At 55.5% G+C, this 23681-nt stretch carries 26 protein-coding genes and 2 tRNA genes; 10 read left to right on the top strand and 18 right to left on the bottom strand.

The annotated features are described in order from the left end of the window. Positions 1-173 precede the first annotated feature (173 nt). Positions 174-734: a hydrolase gene (locus tag J7395_RS19785; RefSeq protein ID WP_209223357.1), complete on the top strand. Its 561-nt coding sequence runs from the start codon at positions 174-176 to the stop codon at positions 732-734. After that, complete coding sequence (locus J7395_RS19790; RefSeq protein WP_209223359.1) at positions 731-1468, top strand: alpha/beta hydrolase; 738 nt, start codon at positions 731-733, stop codon at positions 1466-1468. Before J7395_RS19785 ends, J7395_RS19790 begins: the two co-directional genes overlap by 4 nt. Here the strand turns inward: J7395_RS19790 and J7395_RS19795 are convergent. Further along, positions 1465-2304, bottom strand: a complete 840-nt coding sequence (locus tag J7395_RS19795; protein WP_209223361.1) for a transporter substrate-binding domain-containing protein — start codon at positions 2302-2304, stop codon at positions 1465-1467. The genes J7395_RS19790 and J7395_RS19795 overlap by 4 nt on opposite strands. A gap of 19 nt (positions 2305-2323) precedes the next feature. Between J7395_RS19795 and J7395_RS19800 the strand changes: the two genes are divergently transcribed. Next, positions 2324-2494: a hypothetical protein gene (locus J7395_RS19800; RefSeq protein WP_209223363.1), complete on the top strand. Its 171-nt coding sequence runs from the start codon at positions 2324-2326 to the stop codon at positions 2492-2494. A 134-nt stretch (positions 2495-2628) separates the two neighbouring features. Here J7395_RS19800 and J7395_RS19805 read toward each other — a convergent pair whose 3' ends face one another. Continuing rightward, a complete protein-coding gene (locus J7395_RS19805) occupies positions 2629-3243 on the bottom strand; it encodes a hypothetical protein (RefSeq protein WP_209223365.1) in 615 nt (204 codons plus the stop codon). A gap of 138 nt (positions 3244-3381) precedes the next feature. On the opposite strand from J7395_RS19805, the gene J7395_RS19810 reads away from it, so the two are divergent. Continuing rightward, positions 3382-3933, top strand: coding sequence for a cytochrome b (locus J7395_RS19810; RefSeq protein ID WP_209223367.1), 552 nt, complete (start codon positions 3382-3384; stop codon positions 3931-3933). A gap of 56 nt (positions 3934-3989) precedes the next feature. On the opposite strand, the gene J7395_RS19815 is transcribed toward J7395_RS19810, so the two are convergent. Further along, positions 3990-4517, bottom strand: coding sequence for a TetR family transcriptional regulator (locus J7395_RS19815; protein ID WP_209223369.1), 528 nt, complete (start codon positions 4515-4517; stop codon positions 3990-3992). Between the two features lie 81 nt (positions 4518-4598). Here J7395_RS19815 and J7395_RS19820 point away from each other — a divergent pair, with 81 nt between their 5' ends. Continuing rightward, on the top strand, positions 4599-5123 hold the full coding sequence (locus J7395_RS19820; RefSeq protein ID WP_209223371.1) for a dihydrofolate reductase family protein: 525 nt from the start codon (positions 4599-4601) through the stop codon (positions 5121-5123). Positions 5124-5163: 40 nt separating this feature from the next. Here the strand turns inward: J7395_RS19820 and J7395_RS19825 are convergent, their stop codons facing one another. Next, entirely contained in the window at positions 5164-6087 is a 924-nt protein-coding gene (locus J7395_RS19825; protein WP_247742316.1) for a glutaminase, read from the bottom strand. 86 nt (positions 6088-6173) lie between these two features. Then, entirely contained in the window at positions 6174-8156 is a 1983-nt protein-coding gene (gene parE / locus J7395_RS19830) for a DNA topoisomerase IV subunit B (protein WP_114110469.1), read from the bottom strand. 291 nt (positions 8157-8447) lie between these two features. On the opposite strand from parE, the gene J7395_RS19835 reads away from it, so the two are divergent. Further along, positions 8448-8873, top strand: a complete 426-nt coding sequence (locus tag J7395_RS19835; RefSeq protein ID WP_062951777.1) for an acyl-CoA thioesterase — start codon at positions 8448-8450, stop codon at positions 8871-8873. A 110-nt stretch (positions 8874-8983) separates the two neighbouring features. On the opposite strand, the gene J7395_RS19840 is transcribed toward J7395_RS19835, so the two are convergent. The 10 genes from J7395_RS19840 to J7395_RS19885 all read right to left on the bottom strand — a co-directional run bounded on the left by J7395_RS19840 (position 8984) and on the right by J7395_RS19885 (position 16721). Beyond that, positions 8984-9274, bottom strand: a complete 291-nt coding sequence (locus tag J7395_RS19840) for a type II toxin-antitoxin system RelE/ParE family toxin (RefSeq protein WP_209223373.1) — start codon at positions 9272-9274, stop codon at positions 8984-8986. Further along, on the bottom strand, positions 9271-9513 hold the full coding sequence (locus J7395_RS19845; protein WP_097050508.1) for a type II toxin-antitoxin system ParD family antitoxin: 243 nt from the start codon (positions 9511-9513) through the stop codon (positions 9271-9273). The genes J7395_RS19840 and J7395_RS19845 overlap by 4 nt, the downstream gene beginning before the upstream one ends. A gap of 117 nt (positions 9514-9630) precedes the next feature. Beyond that, a complete protein-coding gene (locus tag J7395_RS19850) occupies positions 9631-10653 on the bottom strand; it encodes a membrane dipeptidase (RefSeq protein WP_209223375.1) in 1023 nt (340 codons plus the stop codon). Positions 10654-10707: 54 nt separating this feature from the next. Next, positions 10708-11472: an ABC transporter ATP-binding protein gene (locus J7395_RS19855; RefSeq protein WP_209223479.1), complete on the bottom strand. Its 765-nt coding sequence runs from the start codon at positions 11470-11472 to the stop codon at positions 10708-10710. Between the two features lie 16 nt (positions 11473-11488). Then, positions 11489-12331: an ABC transporter ATP-binding protein gene (locus tag J7395_RS19860; RefSeq protein WP_209223377.1), complete on the bottom strand. Its 843-nt coding sequence runs from the start codon at positions 12329-12331 to the stop codon at positions 11489-11491. A gap of 2 nt (positions 12332-12333) precedes the next feature. Continuing rightward, complete coding sequence (gene nikC, locus J7395_RS19865) at positions 12334-13257, bottom strand: nickel transporter permease (protein WP_062951781.1); 924 nt, start codon at positions 13255-13257, stop codon at positions 12334-12336. A gap of 6 nt (positions 13258-13263) precedes the next feature. Further along, entirely contained in the window at positions 13264-14331 is a 1068-nt protein-coding gene (locus J7395_RS19870; protein WP_082824745.1) for an ABC transporter permease, read from the bottom strand. 15 nt (positions 14332-14346) lie between these two features. After that, on the bottom strand, positions 14347-15936 hold the full coding sequence (locus tag J7395_RS19875) for an ABC transporter substrate-binding protein (protein WP_209223379.1): 1590 nt from the start codon (positions 15934-15936) through the stop codon (positions 14347-14349). Positions 15937-16236: 300 nt separating this feature from the next. Beyond that, positions 16237-16313 (bottom strand) — tRNA-Asp (locus tag J7395_RS19880). Positions 16314-16644: 331 nt separating this feature from the next. Beyond that, positions 16645-16721: transfer RNA gene (locus tag J7395_RS19885), tRNA-Asp, on the bottom strand. Positions 16722-16977: 256 nt separating this feature from the next. Here J7395_RS19885 and J7395_RS19890 point away from each other — a divergent pair. Beyond that, a complete protein-coding gene (locus J7395_RS19890; RefSeq protein WP_209223381.1) occupies positions 16978-17319 on the top strand; it encodes a hypothetical protein in 342 nt (113 codons plus the stop codon). Positions 17320-17370: 51 nt separating this feature from the next. On the opposite strand, the gene J7395_RS19895 is transcribed toward J7395_RS19890, so the two are convergent. The 3 genes from J7395_RS19895 to J7395_RS19905 all read right to left on the bottom strand — a co-directional run bounded on the left by J7395_RS19895 (position 17371) and on the right by J7395_RS19905 (position 19186). Beyond that, a complete protein-coding gene (locus J7395_RS19895; protein ID WP_062951784.1) occupies positions 17371-17919 on the bottom strand; it encodes a hypothetical protein in 549 nt (182 codons plus the stop codon). Beyond that, the gene (locus J7395_RS19900; protein ID WP_007091654.1) at positions 17919-18413 is read right to left on the bottom strand and encodes a response regulator; all 495 of its coding nucleotides are present in this window, start codon (positions 18411-18413) and stop codon (positions 17919-17921) included. Before J7395_RS19900 ends, J7395_RS19895 begins: the two co-directional genes overlap by 1 nt. A gap of 278 nt (positions 18414-18691) precedes the next feature. Further along, entirely contained in the window at positions 18692-19186 is a 495-nt protein-coding gene (locus J7395_RS19905; protein ID WP_062951785.1) for a dCMP deaminase family protein, read from the bottom strand. Between the two features lie 309 nt (positions 19187-19495). Between J7395_RS19905 and pyk the strand changes: the two genes are divergently transcribed. From pyk to J7395_RS19920, 3 genes are all read left to right on the top strand, one after another. After that, a complete protein-coding gene (pyk, locus tag J7395_RS19910) occupies positions 19496-20920 on the top strand; it encodes a pyruvate kinase (protein WP_209223383.1) in 1425 nt (474 codons plus the stop codon). Positions 20921-21266: 346 nt separating this feature from the next. Beyond that, a complete protein-coding gene (locus J7395_RS19915; RefSeq protein WP_062951787.1) occupies positions 21267-22730 on the top strand; it encodes a DUF2336 domain-containing protein in 1464 nt (487 codons plus the stop codon). 5 nt (positions 22731-22735) lie between these two features. Then, positions 22736-23677 carry a hypothetical protein gene (locus J7395_RS19920; protein WP_062958241.1) on the top strand — a complete coding sequence of 314 codons (942 nt, stop codon included), beginning with the start codon at positions 22736-22738 and terminating at the stop codon, positions 23675-23677. Positions 23678-23681 lie beyond the last annotated feature (4 nt).

Below are 23681 nucleotides of genomic sequence, written 5' to 3' on the forward strand. Positions count from 1 at the left end.
ATCGCTGCGATAAAGCAGCTTGCGTCGTAAAGCGAAGCCTTAATTAAGTCAAGAAAAACGCCTCAAAAAAGGGTTAAAGAGGCAATTTAACCCTGTGCGAGAGGCTTGTTTGCCACAGACCGGAAGCGTAATCTGGTGAAATACATAATGAAACAGGGAGAAAAACGGTGTTGATGGACGCATCACGTGCAAGTCTGGTGATTATCGATGTTCAGGAAAAGCTCTATCCGGCCTGTCAGGACCCTGACCAGACTGTCGAGAATTGCTGCTTTCTTGTCAAATGCGCCAACCGTTTGAATGTTCCTGTCATTGTCACCGAACAATATCCCAAGGGGCTTGGCCATACGGCCCCCGCGATCCTTGATCTGATGATGAAGGCATCCGATACCGCCGATGGCGGCAATGTTGTTTCCAAGGTCAGTTTTTCAAGTGTGCCGGCCGACGGCTTCATGGAAAAGATCGAAGAAACACCGGGGCGTGATCAGATCGTCATTGCCGGGATGGAAACCCATGTGTGCGTGCTTCAGACCGTGATGGAACTGATTGATCGCGGGCGCGAGGTTTATGTGGTCGCCGATGCGGTGACATCGCGCAGCATCCATGACAAGATTTTCGGGCTGGAACGGATGCGCGATGCCGGGGCGAAAATCGTGACGCGGGAAAGCGTTATGTTTGAATGGCTGCGCGTGGCGGGGACCCCGGAATTCAAGGAACTGAGCGCGCTGATCAAATGACGGCGGAGCCCAAACCGGTCATTCCGGTCGTCTTTCTGTCGGGGATGCTGGCCGATCAGCGGATGTGGCAGCCGGTTCTTGACCGGTTGGCCGCGCGCAAAAGATTGATACCATGCCCGGCAATCATGCCGATCATTCCCCCGCTTGATACGCAGGACGATGTGCAGGCGATGGCGCGATCCGTTCTTGATCAGGCGCCAGACCGGTTTGCGCTGGTGGGGATGTCGATGGGCGGGTATGTCGCGTTTGAAATCCTGCGCATGGCGCGCAGGCGCGTTTCGCATCTGATGCTGGTGAATACGCGGGCGACGAAAGATGACCCGGCGATGCGCAGGCGTCGCTTGTTACTCGCACGGATTTCCGGTCGGAGCCTGCCGTTTCAGGGGGTGAATGACGCGATGCTTGATGACATGCTCCATCCCGATCATCGCCATGATGCGGAACTGATCAGCCTGTTTTCGGATATGGCAGAGGATTTTGGCGTTGATGTGTTCAGGCGCCAGATTACGGCAGTTGCCAACCGCCCGGACAGCATGGCGCTGTTATCGGAACTTGATATGCCCTGCACCGTGATGGTCGGGGAGGCTGATCGGGTGATCAGCCCGGCATCGCATCATGAAATGGCGGCGCGTATTGCCGGTGCGACGATGATTGATGTTGCCGGGGCAGGGCATTATGTCCCGCTTGAGCAACCCGACATCTTTGCCGATGCCTTATGCGAACTTGTTACCTAGGGTGTTGATATCCTGGTGTCGGACGGAGCAAGCGTATCGCTTAGAACCATTTCGATGGTATTTTCATCGGTCAGATACTGCGCATAGAGCTTTTCAAGTGCGCCGTTGCTGCGCTGTCTGGCGAGGTAGCTGTTAAAGCGTCGTATCAGGCGTGCGTTGACGGGGCTTGCCGGCAATGCAAGGCGATTGATCGTATTCATCAGCGGCGTGCGGTGGATCGACAATGCGGCAATTTCATCATCGGTCAAATGGGTAACCTGCTTTAGCGATGCCCTTTGCGCGTAGCCGCAATAGATCAGTGCGACATCAACCCGTCCGGCAAGCAGCAGGGCAATCGATTGACGGATCGAGTTGAACCAGATGACGTCAAAGCGTCCCTCGTCGCGATGGCGTGCCAGTTGACCATGCAGTTGCAGGCCGCGCGCCATGGAGACCTGCAGGCCGTCAAGGTCGGCCGGGCGTTTGATCACCAGATCACGTTGTTTGAGGGTGATCGCATGCAGGCTTGTGGTGCTGATGCCATCCGACAAGATGAAGGCACCGGTTTTGGTGTCTCCGGGAATGCCGATGAACCCGGCCGGGTTATTATGACTGTCTTCGAGTGCGCGTTTCAGCGGCAAATTCTGGAAGGTCATGTCGATCTGTTGAAGTTTGCTGAAATCATGCAGCAGGTCATAAAGCGCACCACTGGCATGGCCATTGACCTGATAGCTTTGCGGGAAGGCTTCCTGATCGGCAAGGATGGTCAGGCTCAGGTCATAAGCATTGACGGGATCGGGATGATTGTCATTGGCCATCGCCGCCGAACCCGGCCCCGCGGCGCATGCCATGATCATGATAAATCCGGTGCAAACCATGCCACGCAGATATGGCAGGATCAAAGGCCACACAGACAGGACAGAAGACTTCAAGTTTACCCTGTTTTTCATTTCAGGGTCGCCAGCCAGTGCCAAAGGCAACCAGATGGGCGCGCGCAATCCGCCATTACGTGCCATTTCTGGCAACGGTCATTCCCCATTCGAGTAGTCTTCCCTGTTTTTATCGGCATTTATTTTCATGCCTGATGCCTACCCTTGTGGGTAGTTGAAGACAGGTTGCCCGGAATGGAGAGCAAGAGCAAGTGTGATCCGGCGGGATTTATACCAATTGCTATTTTTGGTTTAGCAGTCCGCGCGCCTCATGCCGCATCGATGGTCATCGTCATCACGGATATAGCGGGGAAACAGTTGGTAGATAATTGTATCCCCGTTTTCGATAAGATGTTGTTTGAATTCATCTTTTATGAAGTGCGCGCGGAGTTCCGAGATCGGGCTGTCACCCGCACAGAATGCGATTCGGACCGGGATACGGGTTGTGTCTGCGGGATAATCGGTAGTCTCGGGCGAGGTACACATTTTTTCGCCCATGGTTGTTTGCGATGGGCTGACGGCAACGACGACGCGATAGCCATCGCGCAGGGTCTGATTCGGGGCGAGATCACCGGCATCGGTAATGAAATCAAGACGTGGCGGATAACCGTGATTGGACAGTGCAGATGCCCATGTTTCCGGGGTGACAAGGTTTTCCCTGTCATGAACTTCGACCATCATGATCCGGCTTGGCGCGCCATAGGTTTTGAAGCTTTCGACTTCGGCAACATGATAGTTCGGATATTCAACCACGGTCATGTTGCTGCACCCCGCCAGCAACAAGGCACTTCCCATAACGCGGCCCGCAAGCACGCGCAAAATGGCGCGCGGAGACAATTGTTTCGAAGCGTTGGAAAGGGGGCTCATGGGGTCTCCTTACGGGTGTGGGGCGATAAAATTCCGGTCTGCGACAAATTGATACAGATGCGACAAACCCTTGCGAAACTTTGCACCTAAAGTTTGGACGGGATCAGTTTCGTCATATTCCGTCATGAGGGTACAATTATGTCTGTTATCTCTGAAAGGCAAATTTCGCGATGGCCGCACTGGTCGGTTCCGGTACTGCATTGGATCATGGTGCTTCTGATCATCGGTGCCTTTGTCATTGGTCAGGTCATGGAAGATTTCCCGCGCTCTGAACGGGGTGCCATCATGGGATATCATGCCCTGCTGGGGCTTTCGGTGCTGGTTCTTTTCCTGCCGCGCATTTGGGCGATCTTGCGCCAATCCCCGGTGGCGGTGGGCGATGATCCCCGTATCGTGAAAATGATGGCACGCATCGCGCATGGTTTGCTGTATCTGGTGATGATTGCGATGCCGGTCACCGGGCTTTTGGCGGTGATGACATCGGGGCGCAGTTTTTCGGTCGCCGGATTGTTTTCATTACCCGATCTGGGGCGGATCGAATGGCTTCATGAAGGGGGCGAGGAAATTCACGAATTTTTCGTCCCGGTTCTGGTGTCATTGGTCGTGTTGCATGTGATTGCCGCCATTTGGCATCACTTTATCCGCCATGATGAGGTTCTGGCGCGCTATGTGCCGTGGTTGCGGAAGTGATAAACAGCCAGACATCAATCTCAAAACCCGGCCAACATGTCGGGTTTTGAGATTTGTTATTTGATGACTCGTGTTACCCATTCTCGCAAGGCCGTCCGGATGGCGTGATCGGCCGACTGATCACGCGTAAATGCCCACCATGTATGGGCACCTTGCCAGATGCTTGCCATTTGCCAGCCAAGCTGTTTGCCTTCTTCTTGGTTGTCCGACAGGCGGCGGCCAAGTATTTCGGCAAGGCGGTGTCCCCATGCGGCCCCGCGTTCGCGCAGTATCGGATTGCGGATATCTTCACGCAGCAAAAGAAGGCCGTCAGTGGTATCGCGTTCTGCCGTTTCGGGCGGCATCAGGCGCATCAAAAGGGCGATGGCGCCGTCTGGTGTTAGTGGTTCCTGCATATCCGCAGTGGAGGTTTCAGTATCGAGCTGGTCCCATGCGCGTAGCAGAATAGCCAAAACCAGTGCATCACGATTGCCATATCGCTGTACCAGTGTTGCCGGGGACAGGCCGCATGATTTTGCCGCTCGTGCAAAAGTCAGCCCGGCCGGGCCGGTTTCCAGCAGGGTTTCAAAAAGGGTGTCGAGCACCTGATCATCGGGAATCGTCTTGCTTCTTGCCATAAATATTTATAAATGTATGTTTATTTATAAATCAATGGAGAATTCATCGTGGCTAGAATTCTTGGATATATCGCCAGCAGTCTGGACGGAATGATTGCGGATCAGGATGACAACCTTGATTGGCTTTTTGCATATGACGGCATGGAACTTGGTGATCATGATTATAACAAGTTTCTCAAGCGCATTCGTACCGTTGTGATGGGGCGGAGGACTTATGATTTCATTGCCCGACAGCCATCAGACTGGGCATACGGTATGCAACGAGTGATTGTTGTGACATCGCGTCCGATTGAGAATCCTGTTGCGGAAATTGAAGTGCGCAGTGATGTCGATGCCTTGATCAAGGAGCTTCGTGCGCTTGATGACGGGGATATCTGGATGTTGGGTGGTGGGCAACTGCAGATGGCATTTCTGGAACGCGGGGCGCTGGACGAAATCGAAATTTACGTCATGCCCGAAATGCTTGGCGGTGGAAGACAGCTTTTCCCAATGACGGGATTTCGCACCAGCCCGACGCTGATCAGTGCGCAGGCGCTTGATCGAGGGTGTGTGCGGTTGCACTATCGATTCTAGACGACCTCCTTTAGGGCTGGGCGTCGGCCTGTTGTCCGGCTTAGAAAACGGATCGTCCGATGGCGCGGATCAGCATTTCAAGCGCCCTGATACCGGCCGCGGAATTACCCCGTGCGTCAAGACGTGGCGACCAGACACAGACGGAAAATTCGCCGGGAATGACGCCGATGATGCCACCGCCAACCCCGCTTTTGGCCGGAATGCCGACGGTAAAGGCAAAATCACCGACCCCGTCATACATGCCACATGTCAGCATCAGCGCATTGATGCGGCTGGTTTCCCCGGGTGCGATCACGGTACGGCCATCAATGCCGACACCCTTGTTGGCAAGGAAGAAGGCAGCACGCGCCATTTCACGGGCGGTCATCGCGACCGAGCATTGCTTGAAATAGGCGCGCACGACGTCCTCGACCGGGTTATCAAGTTTGCCGAAGCTTTTCATCAGATAGGCAATGGCACGGTTGCGATCACCGTGCTGATCCTCGGACAGATAGACATCGTTATCAACGCGAATGCCGGGATTGCCGCAAAGCTGGCCAAGGAATTCGGCCACCGAACGGTCCGGATTGGCGTAGCGTGATGCGATCAGATCAGCAACACGGATCGCCCCAGCATTGATGAAAGGATTGCGCGGGATGCCGTGTTCCTGTTCAAGCTGGATCAGGGAATTGAAGGCGGAGCCGGATGGTTCGCGCCGGACGGCTTTCCATAAGTCATCGCCGTGCGCGCGCTGGGCCAGCACAAGGGCGAAGACCTTGGAAATGCTTTGGATGGAAAAGGGCAGGTCGGCCTCGCCAATGGCAAGTTCGTTTCCGCCTGCGGTGCGCAGAACCATGGCAAAGTGATCATCCGGGACACTGGCAAGGGCGGGGATATAGTCGACCTTGCGGGCATCGGCAAAATCGGTCTGGTGGATCGCGTCCGAAATATCCTGGAGGATGGCGGCATAATTGTGGGTCATCATTATGTGTCCGCTTTGTTTGTCAGGCTGTCAGGGACAAAAAACCCGGTGCAGGACACCGGGTTTGATGATGAAGAATTTTAATCCGATCAGACGTCGATATCCTCGACAAAGCGGGCATGTTCCTGAATGAACTGGAAGCGGAGCTCCGGCTTTTTGCCCATCAGGCGGTTGACCAGATCCTTGGTCTGGCCACGGGCATCGGGTTCGGCCGCATCGGGCAGGCAGACGCGCAGCAAGGTGCGCTTTTTCGGCGCCATTGTGGTTTCGCGAAGCTGCGGGGGCGGCATTTCACCCAGACCCTTAAATCGGGAAATCTCGACCTTGCCGCGGTTCTTGAATTCGGTATCGAGCAGAACCTCTTTTTCCGCATCATCCATCGCATAGATGGATTTGCCGCCCTGTGTCAGGCGGTAAAGCGGCGGCATGGCAAGATACAGATTGCCGTTTTCAATCAGGCCAGCCATTTCCTGATAGAAGAAGGTCATCAGAAGCGATGCGATATGCGCGCCATCGACGTCCGCATCGGTCATGATGATGATGCGTTCATAGCGCAGGTCGGAAAGCCGGAAATCGGAACCGGAACCGCAGCCAAAGGCTTCGATCATGTCCTTGATTTCCTGGTTGGCCATCATCTTTTCACGGGTCGCGGACGCCACGTTAAGGATTTTACCGCGCAGCGGCAGAACGGCCTGTGTTTCACGGTCACGTGCCTGTTTGGCGGAACCACCTGCCGAGTCACCTTCGACAAGGAAGATTTCGGTTCCGGCGGCGATGGAACGTGAGCAATCGGCAAGCTTGCCCGGAAGGCGCAGGCGACGGGTTGCCGACTGGCGTTTGGTTTCTTTCTTTTCCTTGCGGCGCTGACGTTCTTCGGCGCGCAGGATGATGCGTTCAAGCAGGCGCTTGGCATTTTCGGTATCACCGGTCAGCCAGTGATCGAAATGGTCGCGAACCGCGGTTTCAACCAGCTTGGTGGCCGATGCGGTGCCAAGCTTTTCCTTGGTCTGGCCCTGGAACTGCGGATCGGGAATAAAGACCGAGAGCATGATACAACCGCCGCCAAAGACGTCTTCGGCGGTGATGGCCGCGGCCTTTTTCTGACCGACCATGTCGCCATAGGTCTTGATCGCCTTGGTCAGGGCATAGCGGAAACCGGCTTCGTGCGTGCCGCCAAGCGGGGTCGGGACGGTGTTACAATAGGAATGGAAGTAGCCTTCGCCGCCATCCGGCCATGCAATAGCCCATTCAACGCGACCGGCACTTTCGGAAAACTTGGCTTCGCCTGCGAACGGACGTTCGGTGATCAGATCACGCCCTTCGATGGTCATGTTCAGGTAATCGAGAATCCCGTTGGGGAATTTCAGGACTTCCTGCTGCGGGGTCGGATCGTCACTTGTCAGCAATTCCGGATCGACCGACCAGCGGATTTCAACACCCTTGAACAGATAGGCCTTGGAGCGCGCCATACGGAAGATCGTGGCGGGTTTCAGCTTTGCCCGGTTGCCGAAAATTTCGGGATCGGGGCGGAAGATGACCGTGGTGCCGCGGCGGTTATTGACCGCACCGCCGTCCTGAAGCGGACCGAGCGGGGTGCCTTTGGAATATTCCTGAAACACCAGTTTGCGATCACGTGCGACTTCGACCCGGAATTTGTCGGTCAACGCGTTCACCACAGACATACCCACACCATGCAGACCGCCGGATGTTTCATAGGCCTTGCCCGAAAACTTGCCGCCGGAATGAAGCGTGGTCAGGATGACTTCAAGGGCTGATTTATCGGGGAATTTCGGATGCGGATCGGTCGGAATACCACGCCCGTTATCGCGCACCATGACGGTGTTGTCGGTTCTGAGTTCCAGCTCGATCCAGTCGGCATGGCCGGCGACGGCCTCGTCCATCGAGTTATCGAGGATTTCGGCAACCAGGTGATGCAGTGCGGCATCGTCCGTGCCTCCGATATACATACCGGGACGGCGGCGCACAGGCTCCAGGCCTTCGAGAACTTCGATATCCTTGGCGGAATAGGCGTTTGTGGTCGATTGGTTTGAATCTTCGAAAAGGTCGGTCATGCCCCGGAACGCAACTTCTTTATTATGTTAAAACAAGGTCCAACGACGCATATCTGTTGATTGATTTTACGGGGTTGGATGCCTTTAGGCTTAACGAGTATCATATGTTTTCAGATGCGACCCATAAAAATGTTTTTTGGGCGTGAATGCAAGCAGTGGTCTTGCCAGAGATCATAATTTCGTTGTGGCAGCGCAGAAAACGGTGCCAGACTTGTCGCGAAAACCGAGACCGTCAGGTCCAATAAAAATATCGGCCCGCGTGAATGGCGCGCCCAGACAGGAGTAAGCCCGATGGCAAATGAGAGTGAGACCACACATGGTACCGACAACACCATGCCGCGCGGCGACATGTGCACCCGAACCCTTGCCATGCCCGCCGACACCAACCCGAGCGGCGATATTTTCGGCGGCTGGCTGATGTCGCAGATGGATATCGCGGGCGGGGTGATGGCAAGCCAGATCGCCGAGGGACGCGTTGCCACGGTCGCGGTTGACGGTATGACATTCCATCGCCCGGTCTATGTCGGCGATGTGGTGTGCGTGTATGGCGATATCGAACGGATTGGCAATACATCGATGGTGCTGCATCTTGAAAGCTGGGTGCTGCGCAAAAACCAGCCGCCGCGCATCAAGGTGACAGAGGCAACCTTTACCTTTGTCGCGATTGACGCCGAAGGCCGTCCGCGCCCGGTGCGCAAGGATGAGGTTGCGGTTTAAAGAGGCAAATTAGGGTTTCCGGACGGTGCGAGGTGCCGAGCCGGAAACCGTCGTTGCGTCAAGTCTGGATTCCCGCTTTCGCGGGAATGACGCGTGGAAATGGGGCGTCGTTATACCGCCGATAAATCTGGGTTTTCACGACCCAGAATGCGCATAATCAAAGGGATATTGCCGTCCATACGGTAATAAATGGTGTGTGCTGCAAAAACACAGCGACGATATCCGGGGTGGATATCATCGACAGCCTGATAAATGGCGGGCGACCGCGCGATTTTGTCGAACTGTTCAAACAGGGCGTCAAAATAAATGTCTGCGTGTTGCTGCCCGAAAGTTTCAATGCTGTATCGATACAAGCGTCTGATATCGTCTTCTGCAAGTTTGCTAAGACGATACGCGGTCATTTGAGCTTCATGTCCGCCTTGACGCTCGCGCGTATATCTTCTTTATCCATTGAGGAAAAACCGCTTTCCTCGGCGGCGTTCAAGGCATTGCGGATGCGTTCGATTTCTGCCATGCGCATCTGTTTTTCACGCAATGCTTCGCGCACGACCTCGCTGTCGGATGCGTATTGACCGGTCGAAAGCTGCGCCTGAATCCAGGCTTCCTGCGTTTCGGTGACCGTGATGCTTTTTTTGATCATAAGGTGATCTTTCGTCTTTTGATCCTACTTTATCCTACCATTAGCAACCTGGCCGACGCAAACATTTGCCGTATAGAAAACGACAAGGCAACGGGGCAGGGCAATGGGCTGGGCGGGTCAGGCCGTCCAGCATTCCTTTGCCACGCGGATAAAGTTTTCACCCATGATCTTGTCGACGTCGTCGGGTTTGTAGCCCCCGGCGATCAGGGCGTCGGCAAGGGCGGGGAGCTTTTTCGGATCGAATACGGCGGCACCGCCTGCATTGGGGCCATAGCCGCGTTCGGCGGGCCAGTAATAGGCGCGGTCAACACCATCGGGAAAGTCGTTGGTGCCCGCGACACTGGGCATCGTATCAAGGCCGATGCCAACATGGTCCACGCCGACCAGTTTTACCGCATAGTCGATATGGCGGATCATGTCGGGGACTTCGGGGGCGTTGGGTGATTTGATGAAGCGCTGGAAGCCGCAAATGCCGATCACCCCGCCGGTATCGGCACAGGCCTTGATCTGTTCATCATCGATGCAGCGTTCATGCCCGCCAAGCACCTTGGGGTTGGCGTGGCTGAAGACGACCGGTTTGGTCGATGCCTTCATGATATCAAGGCTGCTTTGACGACCGGTGTGCGAGCAATCCATGATCATGCCGCCGTTATTAACAGCCCGGACCATGGCATGACCCAGCGCGGTCAGCGGGATATCGTCATCATGACAGCCACCGGCCACCGAATTGTTGCGGTTGTAGGCAAAGTGGATCTGCTTTACGCCCAGTTTGGCAAAGACCGGGACCATTTCGGGCATGTCCTGCAACATGACCGAGCCTTCGAGGTCGAAACCAACCCCCAGCAAGCCCTTTGATTTGGCGATTGCCAGATCATCAAAGCATTCGATCTGCATGTATTTGTCAGGGTGGGCGGCGATTTTGGCCCGGAAGGCGGCAATCACGCGCAGGATATGGGCAACGGAATTCATATCCATGCCGACATTGACACAGACATAGTCAACATCGCCCGCGACATAGTTATCAAGCAGGCTGATCGGTGTTTTGGGATCGAGCGGCAGACAGGCATGCGCATCCCACGTGAAGGCGGGGCGATGGCGTGACGGGGTGGCGGGGGTATGCGGGGCGGTGGTGACGTTCATGATGTCCCTTGTTCTTCTGGCGCGTGGTTCTTCTGGCGCGTGCGGGGCCGGTGTTCAGTCCCAATCCACGAAACTGTCGATGACGGCGCGGTCATATCCCCCGGCGGCCTTGAAAAGCTGCTGCGAATAGGGGTTTTCCAGTTTGCCGTCGGCAAGCTGGCCCGCGGTGGCGCGTTCGACGATACGGCCGTGGTTCATGATCGCGATATCGTCGCACATATGGGCGACCACGGCGAGATCGTGACTGACCATGATATAGGTAAGGCCCAGATCATTGCGCAATCGGGTTAGCAGGTTCAGCACTTCGGCCTGGATCGAGACATCAAGAGCCGAGGTCGGTTCATCGAGCAGCAGAATTTTCGGTTCGAGAATAAGCGCACGGGCAATCGCGACACGCTGGCGCTGCCCGCCGGAAAGCTGATGGGGGTAGCGGAAGCGGAAGGAATTATCGAGCCCGACCTGTTTTAGCGCCTCGACCACGCGGGCATCCGAATTGCCGAGTTTGTGGATATTGACCGGTTCGGTCAGGATGCGGTCAATCGTGTGGCGCGGATGAAGCGATCCGAACGGGTCCTGAAAGACCATTTGCGCCAGACGGTAAAAGGTTTTGTCGCGCTTTTTGGTCAGTTCCTTGTTATTCACAAGGATGTTGCCTTCCCAGTCATCAACAAGGCCGGTGATGGTGCGAAGGACGGTTGATTTGCCCGATCCTGACTCGCCCACCAGACCAAATGATCCGTTGGCGCGGATCGAAATATCGATGTCCTTGAGGACGTGGTTGTCATCAAACCAGGCATTGAGTTTGGTGATTTCAATCATGGCAGTCATTTTTATCTCAGGCCTCCGCCCAACTGGCTTCGCGGGTCAGGACGGGTAGTTCGGCATGATTGCCATCCATTTTAGGCAGACAGTTCAGAAGGCCCTGCGTATAGGGGTGTTTGGCCTGATCCAGTTCGGATGCGCGGATTTCTTCGACGACATGGCCCTGATACATGACCAGAACCCGGTCGCAGAAGCTTGAGACCAGATGCAGGTCGTGGCTGATGAAAACCAGCGCCATGCCGCGTTCGCGCACCAGATCATCAAGGATCGCCATCACCTGAAGCTGTACCGTGACATCAAGGGCTGATGTCGGTTCATCGGCAATCAGGATTTCCGGATCGGGGATCAGCATCATGGCGATCATGACGCGTTGGCCCATCCCGCCCGAGACTTCGTGCGGGTAGGAATTGAACACGCGTTCCGGATCGCGGATTTTAACCGCGGCCAGCATATCAAGGGCACGGCGTTTGGCTTCAATCGCATTGACCTTGTGATGTTCGCGGTAGGCTTCGATGATCTGATCACCAATGGTCATCACAGGGTTTAGTGAATATTTCGGGTCCTGCATGATCATGGAGATTCGGGCACCGCGGACCTTGCGCCATTCGCGTTTGGACAGGTTGCGCAGGTCCAGATCATGGAATTGCATCTGATCGGCGGTGATTTTGCCATTCGCCGCCGTCAGGCCCAGAATGGCGCGCCCGGTCTGGGACTTGCCCGAGCCGGATTCGCCAACAATCCCAAGCCGTTCACGCCCAAGATCGAACGATACACCGCGCACGGCATGGACCGGTCCCTTGGAGGTCGAAAAGGTAATGGCGAGGTTTTTGACAGACAGAAGGGTGTCGGTGGTCATGATCAGTCACCTCCGCGTGGGTCAAGAACATCGCGCAGGCCATCGCCCAGCAGGTTGAATCCAAGGCTGACGATAAAGATCGCGAGCCCCGGTACGGTCGATACCCACCATTGTTCCAGAAGGAACTGGCGGCCTTCGGACACCATTGCCCCCCATTCAGGCATCGGCGGCTGTGCGCCAAGGCCAAGGAAGCCAAGACCCGCCGCAATCAGGATCATGCCTGCCATATCAAGGGTGACGCGCACCACAAGCGAGCTTATGCACATCGGGGTAATATGGCCGAGGATCAGACCCATATTCGAGACACCCTGCAAACGGGCGGCTTCGATATAGTCGGATTTGCGGACCGTGATGGTTTCGGCGCGCGCAATGCGGGCATAGGGTGGCCATGCGGTCAGTGCTATGGCCAGAACCGCATTTTCGATCCCTGGTCCCAATGCGGAAACAAAGGCCAGCGCCAGGATCAGTTTCGGGAAGGCCAGAAAGATATCGGTGATGCGCATCAATGTCGCATCAATCCAGCCGCCAAAGAACCCGGCGGCTGTTCCGACCAGAAGCCCGACGGGGGCCGCGGTAATCACCACAAGAGCCACGATCATCAGGGTGTATTGCGCGCCGTAAATCAGACGCGACAGGATATCACGACCCAATTGATCGGTGCCAAACCAGTGTTCGGCACTGGGGGACTGAATACGGTTGGTAAGATCGGCTGCCAGCGGGTCATAGGGGGCCAGAAGCGGAGCGAAGATGGTGACAAGGATCAGGGCCAGCACGATCGACAGGCCGATCATGGCGAGCCTGTTTTCCGTGAATTTAAGCCAGCCCAGCCATGCGCGACCGCATTTTGCCTGCCAGCGCGATTGCGGGGTATCGGATGTCAGCCATTGTTTCAGGCCGGGTTTTGCAGTGGTGCTTGAGATATTCATGGTGACCTATCTCCGTGCGCGCGGGTCAAGCAGGCGATAGAGCACATCGGACAGCATATTGACCCCGATGAACACCGCACCCACGACGACGGTACCGCCCAGAACCGCATTCATATCGGCATTGAGCAGCGAATTGGTGATGTAAAGACCCAGTCCCGGCCAGGCAAAGATGATTTCGGTCAGAACCGATCCTTCGAGCAGGTTGGCATAAGACAGCGCAATCACGGTAACCAGCGGCACCATGACGTTGCCAAGGGCATGACGCCAGATGATCCGGGTTTCAGAGATACCCTTGACCCGCGCAGTCAGGATGTATTCCTGACTGAGCTGTTCGAGCATGAAGGAACGTGTCATGCGCGCGATATAAGCCAGCGAGAAATAGGCGAGGATCGAGGCCGGCAGGATGATATGCGAAACGGCGTTCCAGAACAGATCCATATCGCCTTCGATCAGGGTATCGATCAGCATAAGCCCCGTGGTCGGTTCAATGAAATCGACATAGAAGGCATCCAGACGGCCCGGGCCGGCAACCCAGTCGAGTTTCAGGTAAAATACCAGAAGCCCCATCAGGCCCAGCCAGAAGATCGGCATTGAATACCCTGCAAGCCCGATAATGCGCACGATATGGTCGGGCCATTTGCCCTTGTTGATCGCGGCAAAAACACCGGCCGGAACCCCAAGGAAAACACCAATAATGGTGGCAAGGGTGGCCAGTTCCAGTGTGGCGGGGAAGACGCGCTTGATGTCTTCGAGGACCGGGTTTGACGTCAGGACCGACGTTCCGAAATCACCCTGAACCACATTGCTGATATAGACAAAGAACTGCTGCCAAAGTGGCAGGTTCAGGCCCATTTCTTCCTTGACGCGCTGATAGACCTGTTCGGAAGCATGATCGCCAACGGCGGCCAGAACCGGGTCAATGGGCAGAACGCGCCCGATCAGGAAGGTGACCAGCAGCAGGCCGATAAATGTGATCAGCAGCGAGAAGACGATCCGCACAAGGCTTGCGCCGGTGCGGGAAAAGAGACGGGCGCGTTTGCGCCCGTCCGATGCCTTTCGAGTAACGGCGAACATTCGACCGTTGTCTCCTTAGTCCTTGGTTACAAAGCGATAATAGTTGTTATCGAACGACGGACCGAGGACGAGATTGTTCACATTGCCCCGCATCGCGGCGATTTCGGTTTCCTGGAACATGATCACGAACGGACCGCTTTCGAGAACCCTCTTCTGAAGGTCCACATACATTGCAGCACGTTTTTCGCCATCACGTTCAAGAATGGCCTTATCGACCTCGGCGGTCATGTCACCCGGATTCCAGGAGTTGCGCCATGCAAGTGGCTTGGCCGATGCATCGTCGGAATTGTCCGGGTTCCAGGCGAAGGTGGAGGCGTTGGTGTGCGGATCCTGATAATCCGGGCCCCAGCGACCGATATAGATATCGTGCTGACGGGCGCGGTATTTGGTCAGGGTCTGTTTGTTATCACCCGGAATGATTTCCAGATTGATACCTGCCTGTGCCCAGGTCGCCTGGATCGACTGTGCCATCGACATCACTGCCGTGGTGTTACGCGTATCCATGGTCACCTTGAAGCCATCGGCAAGGCCTGCGTCAGCAAGCAGCGACTTGGCTTTTTCGACGTCAAGCGAGTAGGGGTTTTCGTTGTAGGCGCCAAGGAAACCCTCGGGCAGGAATGCCTGATGGGTCTGAGCGCGGCCCGCCATGATGGTCTGGGTGATCCCCTCATAGTCGACGAGATATTTCAGTGCTTCGCGAACTTCCGGTTTGGACAGGAATTCGTTTTTCTGCGACAGGCCAAGATACCAGAGCGCGCCTTTGCCTTTGGACAGCAGTTTGATGTTTTCGTCACCCTTGACCGAGGCAAGCTGATCGGCTTCGAGGTTACGCGCGATATCGATATCGCCTTTCTGCAACAGGAGCTGCTGGGATGCGGCTTCTTTGACGTTGCGAATGATGACGCGCTTCATGGCCGGTGCGCCGTCCCAGTAATCTTCGTTTGCCGTCAGGCTGAGGCTTTCACCCGGGGTCCATTTGTTCAGGGCGAACGGACCAGAACCGGCATAGTTGGTTTTCATCCATTCTGCGCCAAGGTCGCCGTCCTTTTCATGTTCAAGAACGACTTTCTTGTCGACAACGGCACCGACGCCTGCGGTCAGGCAGTACAACACGAAGCTTGGTGCGTAGGGCTGATCGACTTCCATGACCAGCGTGTTTTCGTCAGTTGCGCGGATCCTGTCCTTGACGTTATCGGCGGTAAAACCGAACTGGCCAAGAATGAAGGCCGGGGACTGATCAAGCAGGACGACACGTTGCAGCGAGAAGGCAGCGTCTTCGGCGGTCAGGTCATTGCCCGACGCGAATTTGATGCCGTCGCGAATCTTGAAGGTAAAGGTCAGGCCGTCTTCGGAGACGTCCCAGCTTTCGGCGACGACACCGTAAATTTTCGAGACGTCGTCATTATCGAAGCCGATCAAACGATCATATGTGTTGCCAGCATATTCCAGAGCGGAAAATTCGAACATCCCGGCCGGATCAAGCGTGATGAGATCGTCGATGGCAAACGCCATGACGAGTGCATTTTTCGGTGTTTCGGCCTGTGCGGCCATTGGCGTGGTAGCCAGTGCGGTTCCCAGAACCAGCCCTGCGATCAGTCTGCGCATTTTGCGCCTCCCGTTTTGTTGTTTGTTGGGTCAGCAGGCCATTCTAAGTGGGGCGACCTGCGTGATCTTCGACTAGAACCTGCAGAGCGAAGCATAAATTATACGATTAATCAATGACCAGACGGTCAGGAATGCCTAAAAAGCACGCAAGATATTATGTGGTATCTTGCCTGTTCTCGTGTCGGTTGTGACGACTGGATCGGGGATGGCTCGGAGAGCAGTTTGGGATGAGAAGGTGCCAGATTTCAGGCACAAAAAAAAGCCGCTGTTAAAGCGACTTTCCGTACTCTTTAAAAAGAGTGGCGCGAGTGACGGGACTTGAACCCGCGGCCTCCGGCGTGACAGGCCGGCGCTCTAACCAACTGAGCTACACCCGCTTGGTGTGGCGCGGTTTATATAAGGGGTGGTTCGGTCTGGCAAGGGCTTTTTTCAAAAAAATGAAGCCCTGATTGGTCAGGGTAAAGGGGGCTTTGCAAATGCGTTGAAAACCGGGTGCCGGAGTGCTTGGGCGGTGGGGTGGAGATGCCGTTTTCGCGCGGCACAGGATTGGGAAATCGACTTGCCTGTTTTTGCAACATGTCGCGCATGAGCGATGAACGCCAAGTCGCTCGTAGGCATGTCAGTTCAATACGAAAAAGGGGATGAGAAACAAAAAAACGCCAACGGCGAACCGTGGCGTCTTTTTTGAACTTTCCATCAGGAGGAAAGTGGCGCGAGTGACGGGACTTGAACCCGCGGCCTCCGGCGTGACAGGCCGGCGCTCTAACCAACTGAGCTACACCCGCTCGGTGTGTGGCGCGGTTTCTAACAGCAGCTCCGAGGGGGCGCAAGACCTTTTTTGATCGTGTTCGACACTTTTTTGGATGTCGACACCATGGCGCGTTTTGTGTCGTGTAAAATGTATCCCTTGGGTGGTGGCAGATTGTGTTGCGGCCTGTTTGATGCTGATCAAAGTACAGGCGGGCAAGCAGATGTAAAAGTTTGGGATGATTCAAAAACGGGGCGGGGGCCCTGATGGTGGATAACCGACGCGGGGGCCTGATGACCGATACGATCCTTGCCGTGCTTGACGACATAGACGCCGGTTTGGCGACCCATCTTGCGACGAAGCCATCAAAGGCGGCGTATTCGACCCGTCCGGGCGAGATGGCGATGTGCGATCTGCGGATCGTGCGCAGTCTGGTGCTGTTGTGGAGCGGGCAGAATGCGGCATTGACCGGGGACAATGATGATGTCCGGCAATGGATCATGGATCGTCTGCCCGATATTACCGAGCGGCTGGAACGGATTGATGCGCATATCGACCGCGCCATTGACGACGACCGGAATGCGGCCAGGCAGATGATTTTCCCGGTAATAAACGGGGGCAGGGATGCGCAGTGAAATTGAAATGTGCTGCCGATGGCGGGCTGTCACCGCATCCCGAAAATCCGGTTATTCGCGCGGCAATTCGTAGCGTTCGGCAAGCTTTGTCAGGGCGGCGACAGTTGCCTGTTCGACGGTGGTGCCAAACCCAGTGACGCGACTTGCCAGAATGACATAAAGAGAATCAATGTGAAGCTGAATGACCAGAAGCTGCTTCATGTTGGCAGTCGTCCGGTCCGCAACAAAGATCTCAAGCGATTTTGCAATTTGCGTCATCAGCGGATACTGGAACGTGCCGCCAAGTGCCTTGACCGAATAGGCGAGGTCGGCACTGTTTTCCAGTGCGGCCGGTGCCTTTGAATTGTTGCTGACAGCCTCGACAACGAGTTTCCGGCAATCGGCAAGTTCCTTGCCGATATCGCGAACGAAAGTCTCGGTGCTGCGCTGAACGACTTTTTCGAGTTCTTCGAGCTGTTCAGGGGACAGATTGATGTCAAAGCCCTTGACGAAATTGACCGCACGCCGCTTCAGATCCGTCTGAGGCGGAATGATCTGGGCTTTTTTCTTTTTCTTTTCGGGCGTCACGATTGCTCCGGTCCCCCAATCATAATGGGTCATTAATCATCAGGGCTCCGTCTGTCGGGCCCATCGAAGGCGACCTGTCTGCGGCGGCGATCCGGACCAAAATAGGTGCCGGTATTCACGAAATGCCGCGGACGGGTAATGACCGATACCAGTCTGCTGTAAAGTGCCTTGGCATTGAACGGTTTGGCAAGAAATTCCGTAATGCCGAGATCACGCGCAGTTGTGACGTATCGTTGCTCCGAATGTGCCGTCAACATGATTACCGGAATAAAGCGGTTGGGCGAATTGACGGAATTCCTGAGAACATCAAGGAATTCAAGACCATCCATCCCGCGCAGGCGCCATTCCGTAACGATGATATCAATCTGCTGGGTTCGGAGAACCTCGAACGCATCGTTCGGGGATCGCACACGCTGTACGGCTGTCGCACCAAGATACGAAAGGGTATCGAAGACTACCTGGGCCGAAATCTTGTCGCCGTCGACGACCAGAAAACTGATTTTACTGAAATCGATCTTTGCGCTCATCCGGCCTTCTATCCTGTGCGTCGTCACGATCCCGGTCCTTGTTCCGGTCAGGACCTTTTTTGCGTGATGATCGTACTACCGTGGTACTAAATGCTTATACCTTTGTCTGATTAGCGGCAAGGCCAAAGCGGTGTTTTATCAGCAGTAAAATCTGACAAATACTGACGCCTAACCTTGTGCAGGTATTGAACAAACGACGTTTACGTTCTTTTTGCTCGTGCTCGTAATCCCACGGATCACCGTATATTGGGCGAGCGGACAAAATTAAAAGGGGGCGTTCACGAATGATCCGGAACGGCATCGGGAAGGGGTTCGGTTGTGCCTTCTTCGTCAATGACCTTAACGGCGACACCTGCCTCGCCAAACATTTCGGTCGAGATGATCATGTCCTGTTGCCAGCGTTCCAGAAAATCAGGTGTGAGTTTGCTTTTATCGACAAAGACCTCGGCGATGCCCGCCTGAATGATGGCGCGTGCGCAGTCGCAGCACGGGAAGTGGGTGACATAAAGCGCGCACCCGTCAAGCGATGTACCGGTGTAGCTGGCATTATAAATCGCATTGCGTTCGGCATGTTCGGTATAGGCGTATTTTTCCGGGCGCTGATGGCGGCTTTCGATATTGTCGTCAACGCCGCGCGGAAAACCGTTATAACCGACGGCGCGAATTTCCTTTTTGGGGCCGATGACAACGGCGCCGACCTGGGTGCTGCGGTCCTTTGACCATTCGGCAATATGGGATGCCAGTCCCAGAAAACGATGATGCCATTTGCTCATTTGTCCGGTCCCCGATCTGTCTGCGCGCTGTTTCTATCGCGTGGGTGCCAATGCGATTGCCGGGCAGGGCCGGCGGCCAGCTTTGAAATGCTGCACTGCTTCTTTAAAGGAGTGCCTGCTTGTAATTGTCCAGCGAAAAATCACATTTTTGTAAAGGCATTTGGCGAAAAGTCCCTATTCAAACAGGGCTTGATTGACTATTAAGGGGTTACCCCCAGAAAAAAATCAGGACGTCTCGACGCCTCGCCGGGAAGCTATGGCCGAAGCGGAGAGACCCAATGGAAACCGAAAAACAAGAGGTAATAGCCGATGCGCCGACAACGTAAGGCGAAGATCATCGCAACCCTGGGGCCAGCGAGCTCGCATCCGGAAACTCTGGAAAAGATCGTCAAGGCGGGTGTTGATGTATTCCGGCTGAATTTCTCGCATGGTGAGCATGCGGAGCATCAGGCGCGTTTTGAAACAATCCGCGAAGTCGAGGCCAAGCTTGGCCGTCCGATTGGCGTGCTGATGGATTTGCAGGGCCCGAAGATCAGGTGCGGTACTTTTGCCGACGAGAAGATCGAACTTGAAGCCGGTGCCACCTTCCATTTTGACATGGACAAAAAGCCGGGTGACAAAAACCGCGTTTCGTTGCCCCATCCCGAAGTTTTCGCAGCACTCAAGCCTGGTGCGAACCTGTTGCTTGACGATGGCAAGCTGCGCATGCGGGTGGAAAAATGTGATAGCAAGTCGGCCGAATGCACGGTGATTACCGGTGGTCCGCTTTCGAACCGCAAGGGCGTTAACCTGCCTGACGTGATGTTGCCGATGTCCCCCCTGACTGATAAGGATCGCATCGATCTGGATTACGGTCTTGAGATGGGTGTTGATTTCGTCGCACTGTCCTTCGTCCAGCGTCCCGAAGACGTTGCCGAAGCACGCAAGATCATCAATGGTCGTGCGGCGATTGTTTCCAAACTGGAAAAGCCGCAGGCGATTGAACATCTTGACGAAATCGTCGCCCTTTCGGACATCATCATGGTCGCACGTGGCGATCTTGGCGTTGAATGCCCGCCGGAAGATGTTCCGATCCTGCAGAAACGCATCATCAAGGCCTGCCGCGAAGCCGGCAAGCCGGTGATTGTCGCGACCCAGATGCTGGACTCGATGGTCAGCAACCCGGCACCGACCCGTGCCGAGGCATCCGACGTTGCAACCGCCATTTATGATGGTGCCGATGCGGTAATGCTTTCGGCGGAAAGTGCGGTTGGCAAATATCCGATCGAAACCGTCAGCATCATGGACCGGATCATGATCCGGGTCGAACAGGACGAACTTTATTATCGTCTGCGCGATGCCAACCGTCCGGACCCCGAACATAACGCACCGGACGCGATCAGTGCGGCGGCCCGTCAGGTGGCCGGTACGATTGGTGCCAAGGCGGTGGTGACCTATACCACGTCGGGATCGACATCGCTTCGTGCGGCGCGTGAACGGCCGGAAGTTCCGATCCTTGGTCTGACACCGAAAATTCAGACAGCCCGTCGCATGACGCTTTGCTGGGGCGTGCATGCGGTCTTTACCCGTGATGCCACCAACTTTGCCGAAATGGTCGGCATTGCCTGCGAAGTCGCCAAGCGCGAGGAATTTGCGGGCACCGGTGATTCGCTGGTGATTACGGCTGGCGTGCCATTCGGTACGCCGGGGGCTACCAATATTCTGCGCATTGCGTGGCTGACATCGAAAAACTGATCAGGCCATTGCGCGATAAAACGGGACGGGCGGCAATATGCCGCCCGTTTTTTATGCCGATGCATGAATAAAACCGGGAAGCCCGTTATATCGCCGGATAGTGGACTGTATTGTTAATGCTTTTTTGAGTGTTTGCCGTAATAGTCAGAGTGTTATGGGATATATCTCCGTGTTTTGCGGGGATTGAGCCATGACCATGAGTTTAAAAGGTTTTTGGCTCTTGTATTGTTGTTTGGGGAGGATTGCTTTGCTATAAGCAATCCAAGGCCAGATAAAAAACGTCGGTGTTGCAAGGGGTTGGCGCCGATATGCCGCAAGGCAGGGGATCAGGGGAATTGCTGCGATAATGCTGAACTGGATGTTCAATCGGCAGAAATCGAAGGATGACGGTGCGCTTGACGACAAGTCGGCGGCCAAGCTTCGTGATCTGGCGGAAACGGTCCGGAGCATCGCGCCAGACGAGTTTGGCGCGGCGGAGCAGGCAAATTCGCGTGCAGCCCGAATCCCGCGTAAAAAAGATTCTGATGATCAGGCAGCCCAAAGCGGCATCGATTATGCCGCGCGCATGTCTGCCGATCTTGTCGATGATGACGAGGATCAGGACGGCCAGCCTGATTTTGACAGCGATGTCCGCATGGATGTGGCGCGCCGCCTGCGGCGCCATCTGAGCGAGCTTAGCCCGTCCGAGCGCCTCGACATGGTCGAGGAGTTTGTTACCGCAATCGGCAATATGGCAGATTGTTATCGCCCGCAGGTCATCGCCCTGATCGAGCAGGAACTGAGCCACACCCCCTATATGACCCGCCAGGCCGCGATGCGTCTGCGTCAGGATATTGCGGCGATTGGCCGGGTGTCGCTTGGGGAATATGTTGAACTTCTGAGCGATGCGGATTTCCTTGATATTCTGCGCGGGCGCGGCGAATTCGTTCAGACCGCGGCCGAAAAACTTGAAGCCGAACAGGAGGCCGCCGCACAGGCACGTCTTGCGCGCGATCGTTCGGAAAAGGAAAAGGGCGGGTTGCTGAACCGGTTGCTGTCATCGGATGATGCGCCGCGTAATGTGGTTGCCCTGACGCCGCAGTTCGGCAGCAAGAAAGAGACATCCAGCAAAACACCGCTTGGTGAGATGATGGATGGCCGCAACAAGATTTCACGCCAGGCACAACGCCGTGTGGCGCATTTCATTCTGGCGTCGCTGTTTGATACGCTGGTTGAACGGGGCCGTATGCGGGCCGAAGTGGCGCGTGCCATGCGCCAGTCGGTGCGCCAGCGCATTGAAAAGGCAAAGTTCGAAAACCGTATCGTGAATCGCACGGCACCGGTATCGTCCGAGCATGATCTTGACGATGCGATGCAGGATGACGCGGGCGAGCAGGGCGGCGTTGCCGAGCCGGTAACCATTGATCATTACATTCTTGATGCGCTGTCGCGCAATGAAGACGCGCTTGTGGTTCAGAGCCTTGCGCATTATGCGCAGATGCCTGCGGCAATCGTTTCCAAAATCCTTGATTCGGGAAGCGCACGCGCGATCACCGCGCTGGCGTGGCGTGCGGGGATGTCAGCCCCGTCGGCCGTCGTTTTGCAGATGAGTGCCGCAATCCCCGAAGACAGCATCGAGCGTCCGGCTGCGGGCGGCCGTTATGCCATGGCATCGACGGATATGGACTGGTATATCGATTTCTTCAACGAGCTTCAGCCTTCCGGACCACGTGGTCGTGCTGCGGGTGCGACATCGTCACGTAGTCCGGAAAAGTCTGGTCGTACACGCCGCCTGTCGGATGAACGACCCCAGGGGCCGAAGGGAGAATAAACGGGATGCGCAAGGATCTCGGGATCTCCTACGACGGGTTGAAATATGCCCTTTCCATCAAAGACAATTATCTTAGCGGTGAACCACTGACTGTTATGGGGGCGGGTTCCCAGCAGCGCCTTTTGATGCCGGAGCATTTGCTGAGCAATGATCTGGCATTGATGCAGTATGACGATCCGCTTGCGCTTGCCGTGATTGCGACCAAGGACCCGGAAAGTCCGATGGCCCTGGCCGCGGCGATCCGCATGGGACCGCACGCCAAATGCAAGGAACTGATTACCGGGGTTTTTGAAGTCGTATCGGATGCAACCAAGCACGAGCTGGTGGCGGATTGCGCCAAGCTGTTGTCGCGCAATGCATTCAGTCCGGAAGCCTTCCAGCTGGTGCGCAATCGCGCAAGCAACCATGTTGTTGAAATTCGCGAAGCCTATCGCCGGGCGATGGCGGGCAATTTGCGCGCCCTTCTTGATGGCAAGATGGCGGCCCGTGAATTCGTCGAGGAATTTATCGAGCTGGCGTCGCATGGCAATCTGCGGATCGATATTTATCGCCGGTTGGTGATGAAACTGATGCGTTCGGATGCAGTGCGGCCAAGCGTGAAATTCATGCTGCTGGAGCGGCTCGACAAGTTTCCGCAGATGGTCAAGGTGCAGATTGTTAACGAGGTTAACTCTGCCCCCGATACGCCGGAATACCAGACCCTGAAACAGGAATTGCGCTGGATATACGAAAGCAAGGCACGGGCAAAAACGGCCACAACAGACGTGCCGGAAACGTCAAAAAACTGGTTTGGTGGCTCGTCACTGGATTATGGCGCAGCGGCAGGCTTGCAAAGCCGCAACGCGATCATCAAGCCGCAACAACCGGCCCTGAGGCGCCCTGGCGTGCCATCCATGCAGTCAAGTGGCGGTTTCAGCACGCGCGAAATTGCGTCCTGGCTTAACTGACAGA

This window comes from Thalassospira sp. A3_1 (assembly GCF_017744215.1).
In the GTDB taxonomy this organism is placed as follows: Bacteria; Pseudomonadota; Alphaproteobacteria; order Rhodospirillales; family Thalassospiraceae; genus Thalassospira; species Thalassospira lucentensis_A.

Excerpts from the sequence above, each read along its gene's own strand:
- J7395_RS19825 (WP_247742316.1), bottom strand. The coding sequence starts at position 6,087 with ATGATGACCCACAATTATGCCGCCATCCTCCAGGATATTTCGGACGCG.
- parE (WP_114110469.1), bottom strand. The coding sequence starts at position 8,156 with ATGACCGACCTTTTCGAAGATTCAAACCAATCGACCACAAACGCCTAT.
- J7395_RS19875 (WP_209223379.1), bottom strand. The coding sequence starts at position 15,936 with ATGCGCAGACTGATCGCAGGGCTGGTTCTGGGAACCGCACTGGCTACC.
- J7395_RS19860 (WP_209223377.1), bottom strand. The coding sequence starts at position 12,331 with ATGACCACCGACACCCTTCTGTCTGTCAAAAACCTCGCCATTACCTTT.
- J7395_RS19805 (WP_209223365.1), bottom strand. The coding sequence starts at position 3,243 with ATGAGCCCCCTTTCCAACGCTTCGAAACAATTGTCTCCGCGCGCCATT.
- J7395_RS19855 (WP_209223479.1), bottom strand. The coding sequence starts at position 11,472 with ATGATTGAAATCACCAAACTCAATGCCTGGTTTGATGACAACCACGTC.
- J7395_RS19870 (WP_082824745.1), bottom strand. The coding sequence starts at position 14,331 with ATGTTCGCCGTTACTCGAAAGGCATCGGACGGGCGCAAACGCGCCCGT.
- J7395_RS19795 (WP_209223361.1), bottom strand. The coding sequence starts at position 2,304 with ATGATCATGGCATGCGCCGCGGGGCCGGGTTCGGCGGCGATGGCCAAT.
- J7395_RS19850 (WP_209223375.1), bottom strand. The coding sequence starts at position 10,653 with ATGAACGTCACCACCGCCCCGCATACCCCCGCCACCCCGTCACGCCAT.
- J7395_RS19785 (WP_209223357.1), top strand. The coding sequence starts at position 174 with ATGGACGCATCACGTGCAAGTCTGGTGATTATCGATGTTCAGGAAAAG.
- J7395_RS19915 (WP_062951787.1), top strand. The coding sequence starts at position 21,267 with ATGCTGAACTGGATGTTCAATCGGCAGAAATCGAAGGATGACGGTGCG.
- J7395_RS19790 (WP_209223359.1), top strand. The coding sequence starts at position 731 with ATGACGGCGGAGCCCAAACCGGTCATTCCGGTCGTCTTTCTGTCGGGG.
- J7395_RS19900 (WP_007091654.1), bottom strand. The coding sequence starts at position 18,413 with ATGAGCGCAAAGATCGATTTCAGTAAAATCAGTTTTCTGGTCGTCGAC.
- J7395_RS19905 (WP_062951785.1), bottom strand. The coding sequence starts at position 19,186 with ATGAGCAAATGGCATCATCGTTTTCTGGGACTGGCATCCCATATTGCC.
- J7395_RS19845 (WP_097050508.1), bottom strand. The coding sequence starts at position 9,513 with ATGATCAAAAAAAGCATCACGGTCACCGAAACGCAGGAAGCCTGGATT.
- pyk (WP_209223383.1), top strand. The coding sequence starts at position 19,496 with ATGCGCCGACAACGTAAGGCGAAGATCATCGCAACCCTGGGGCCAGCG.
- J7395_RS19920 (WP_062958241.1), top strand. The coding sequence starts at position 22,736 with ATGCGCAAGGATCTCGGGATCTCCTACGACGGGTTGAAATATGCCCTT.
- J7395_RS19810 (WP_209223367.1), top strand. The coding sequence starts at position 3,382 with ATGTCTGTTATCTCTGAAAGGCAAATTTCGCGATGGCCGCACTGGTCG.
- J7395_RS19840 (WP_209223373.1), bottom strand. The coding sequence starts at position 9,274 with ATGACCGCGTATCGTCTTAGCAAACTTGCAGAAGACGATATCAGACGC.
- J7395_RS19895 (WP_062951784.1), bottom strand. The coding sequence starts at position 17,919 with ATGACCCATTATGATTGGGGGACCGGAGCAATCGTGACGCCCGAAAAG.
- J7395_RS19835 (WP_062951777.1), top strand. The coding sequence starts at position 8,448 with ATGGCAAATGAGAGTGAGACCACACATGGTACCGACAACACCATGCCG.
- nikC (WP_062951781.1), bottom strand. The coding sequence starts at position 13,257 with ATGAATATCTCAAGCACCACTGCAAAACCCGGCCTGAAACAATGGCTG.
- J7395_RS19890 (WP_209223381.1), top strand. The coding sequence starts at position 16,978 with ATGACCGATACGATCCTTGCCGTGCTTGACGACATAGACGCCGGTTTG.
- J7395_RS19800 (WP_209223363.1), top strand. The coding sequence starts at position 2,324 with ATGCCACGCAGATATGGCAGGATCAAAGGCCACACAGACAGGACAGAA.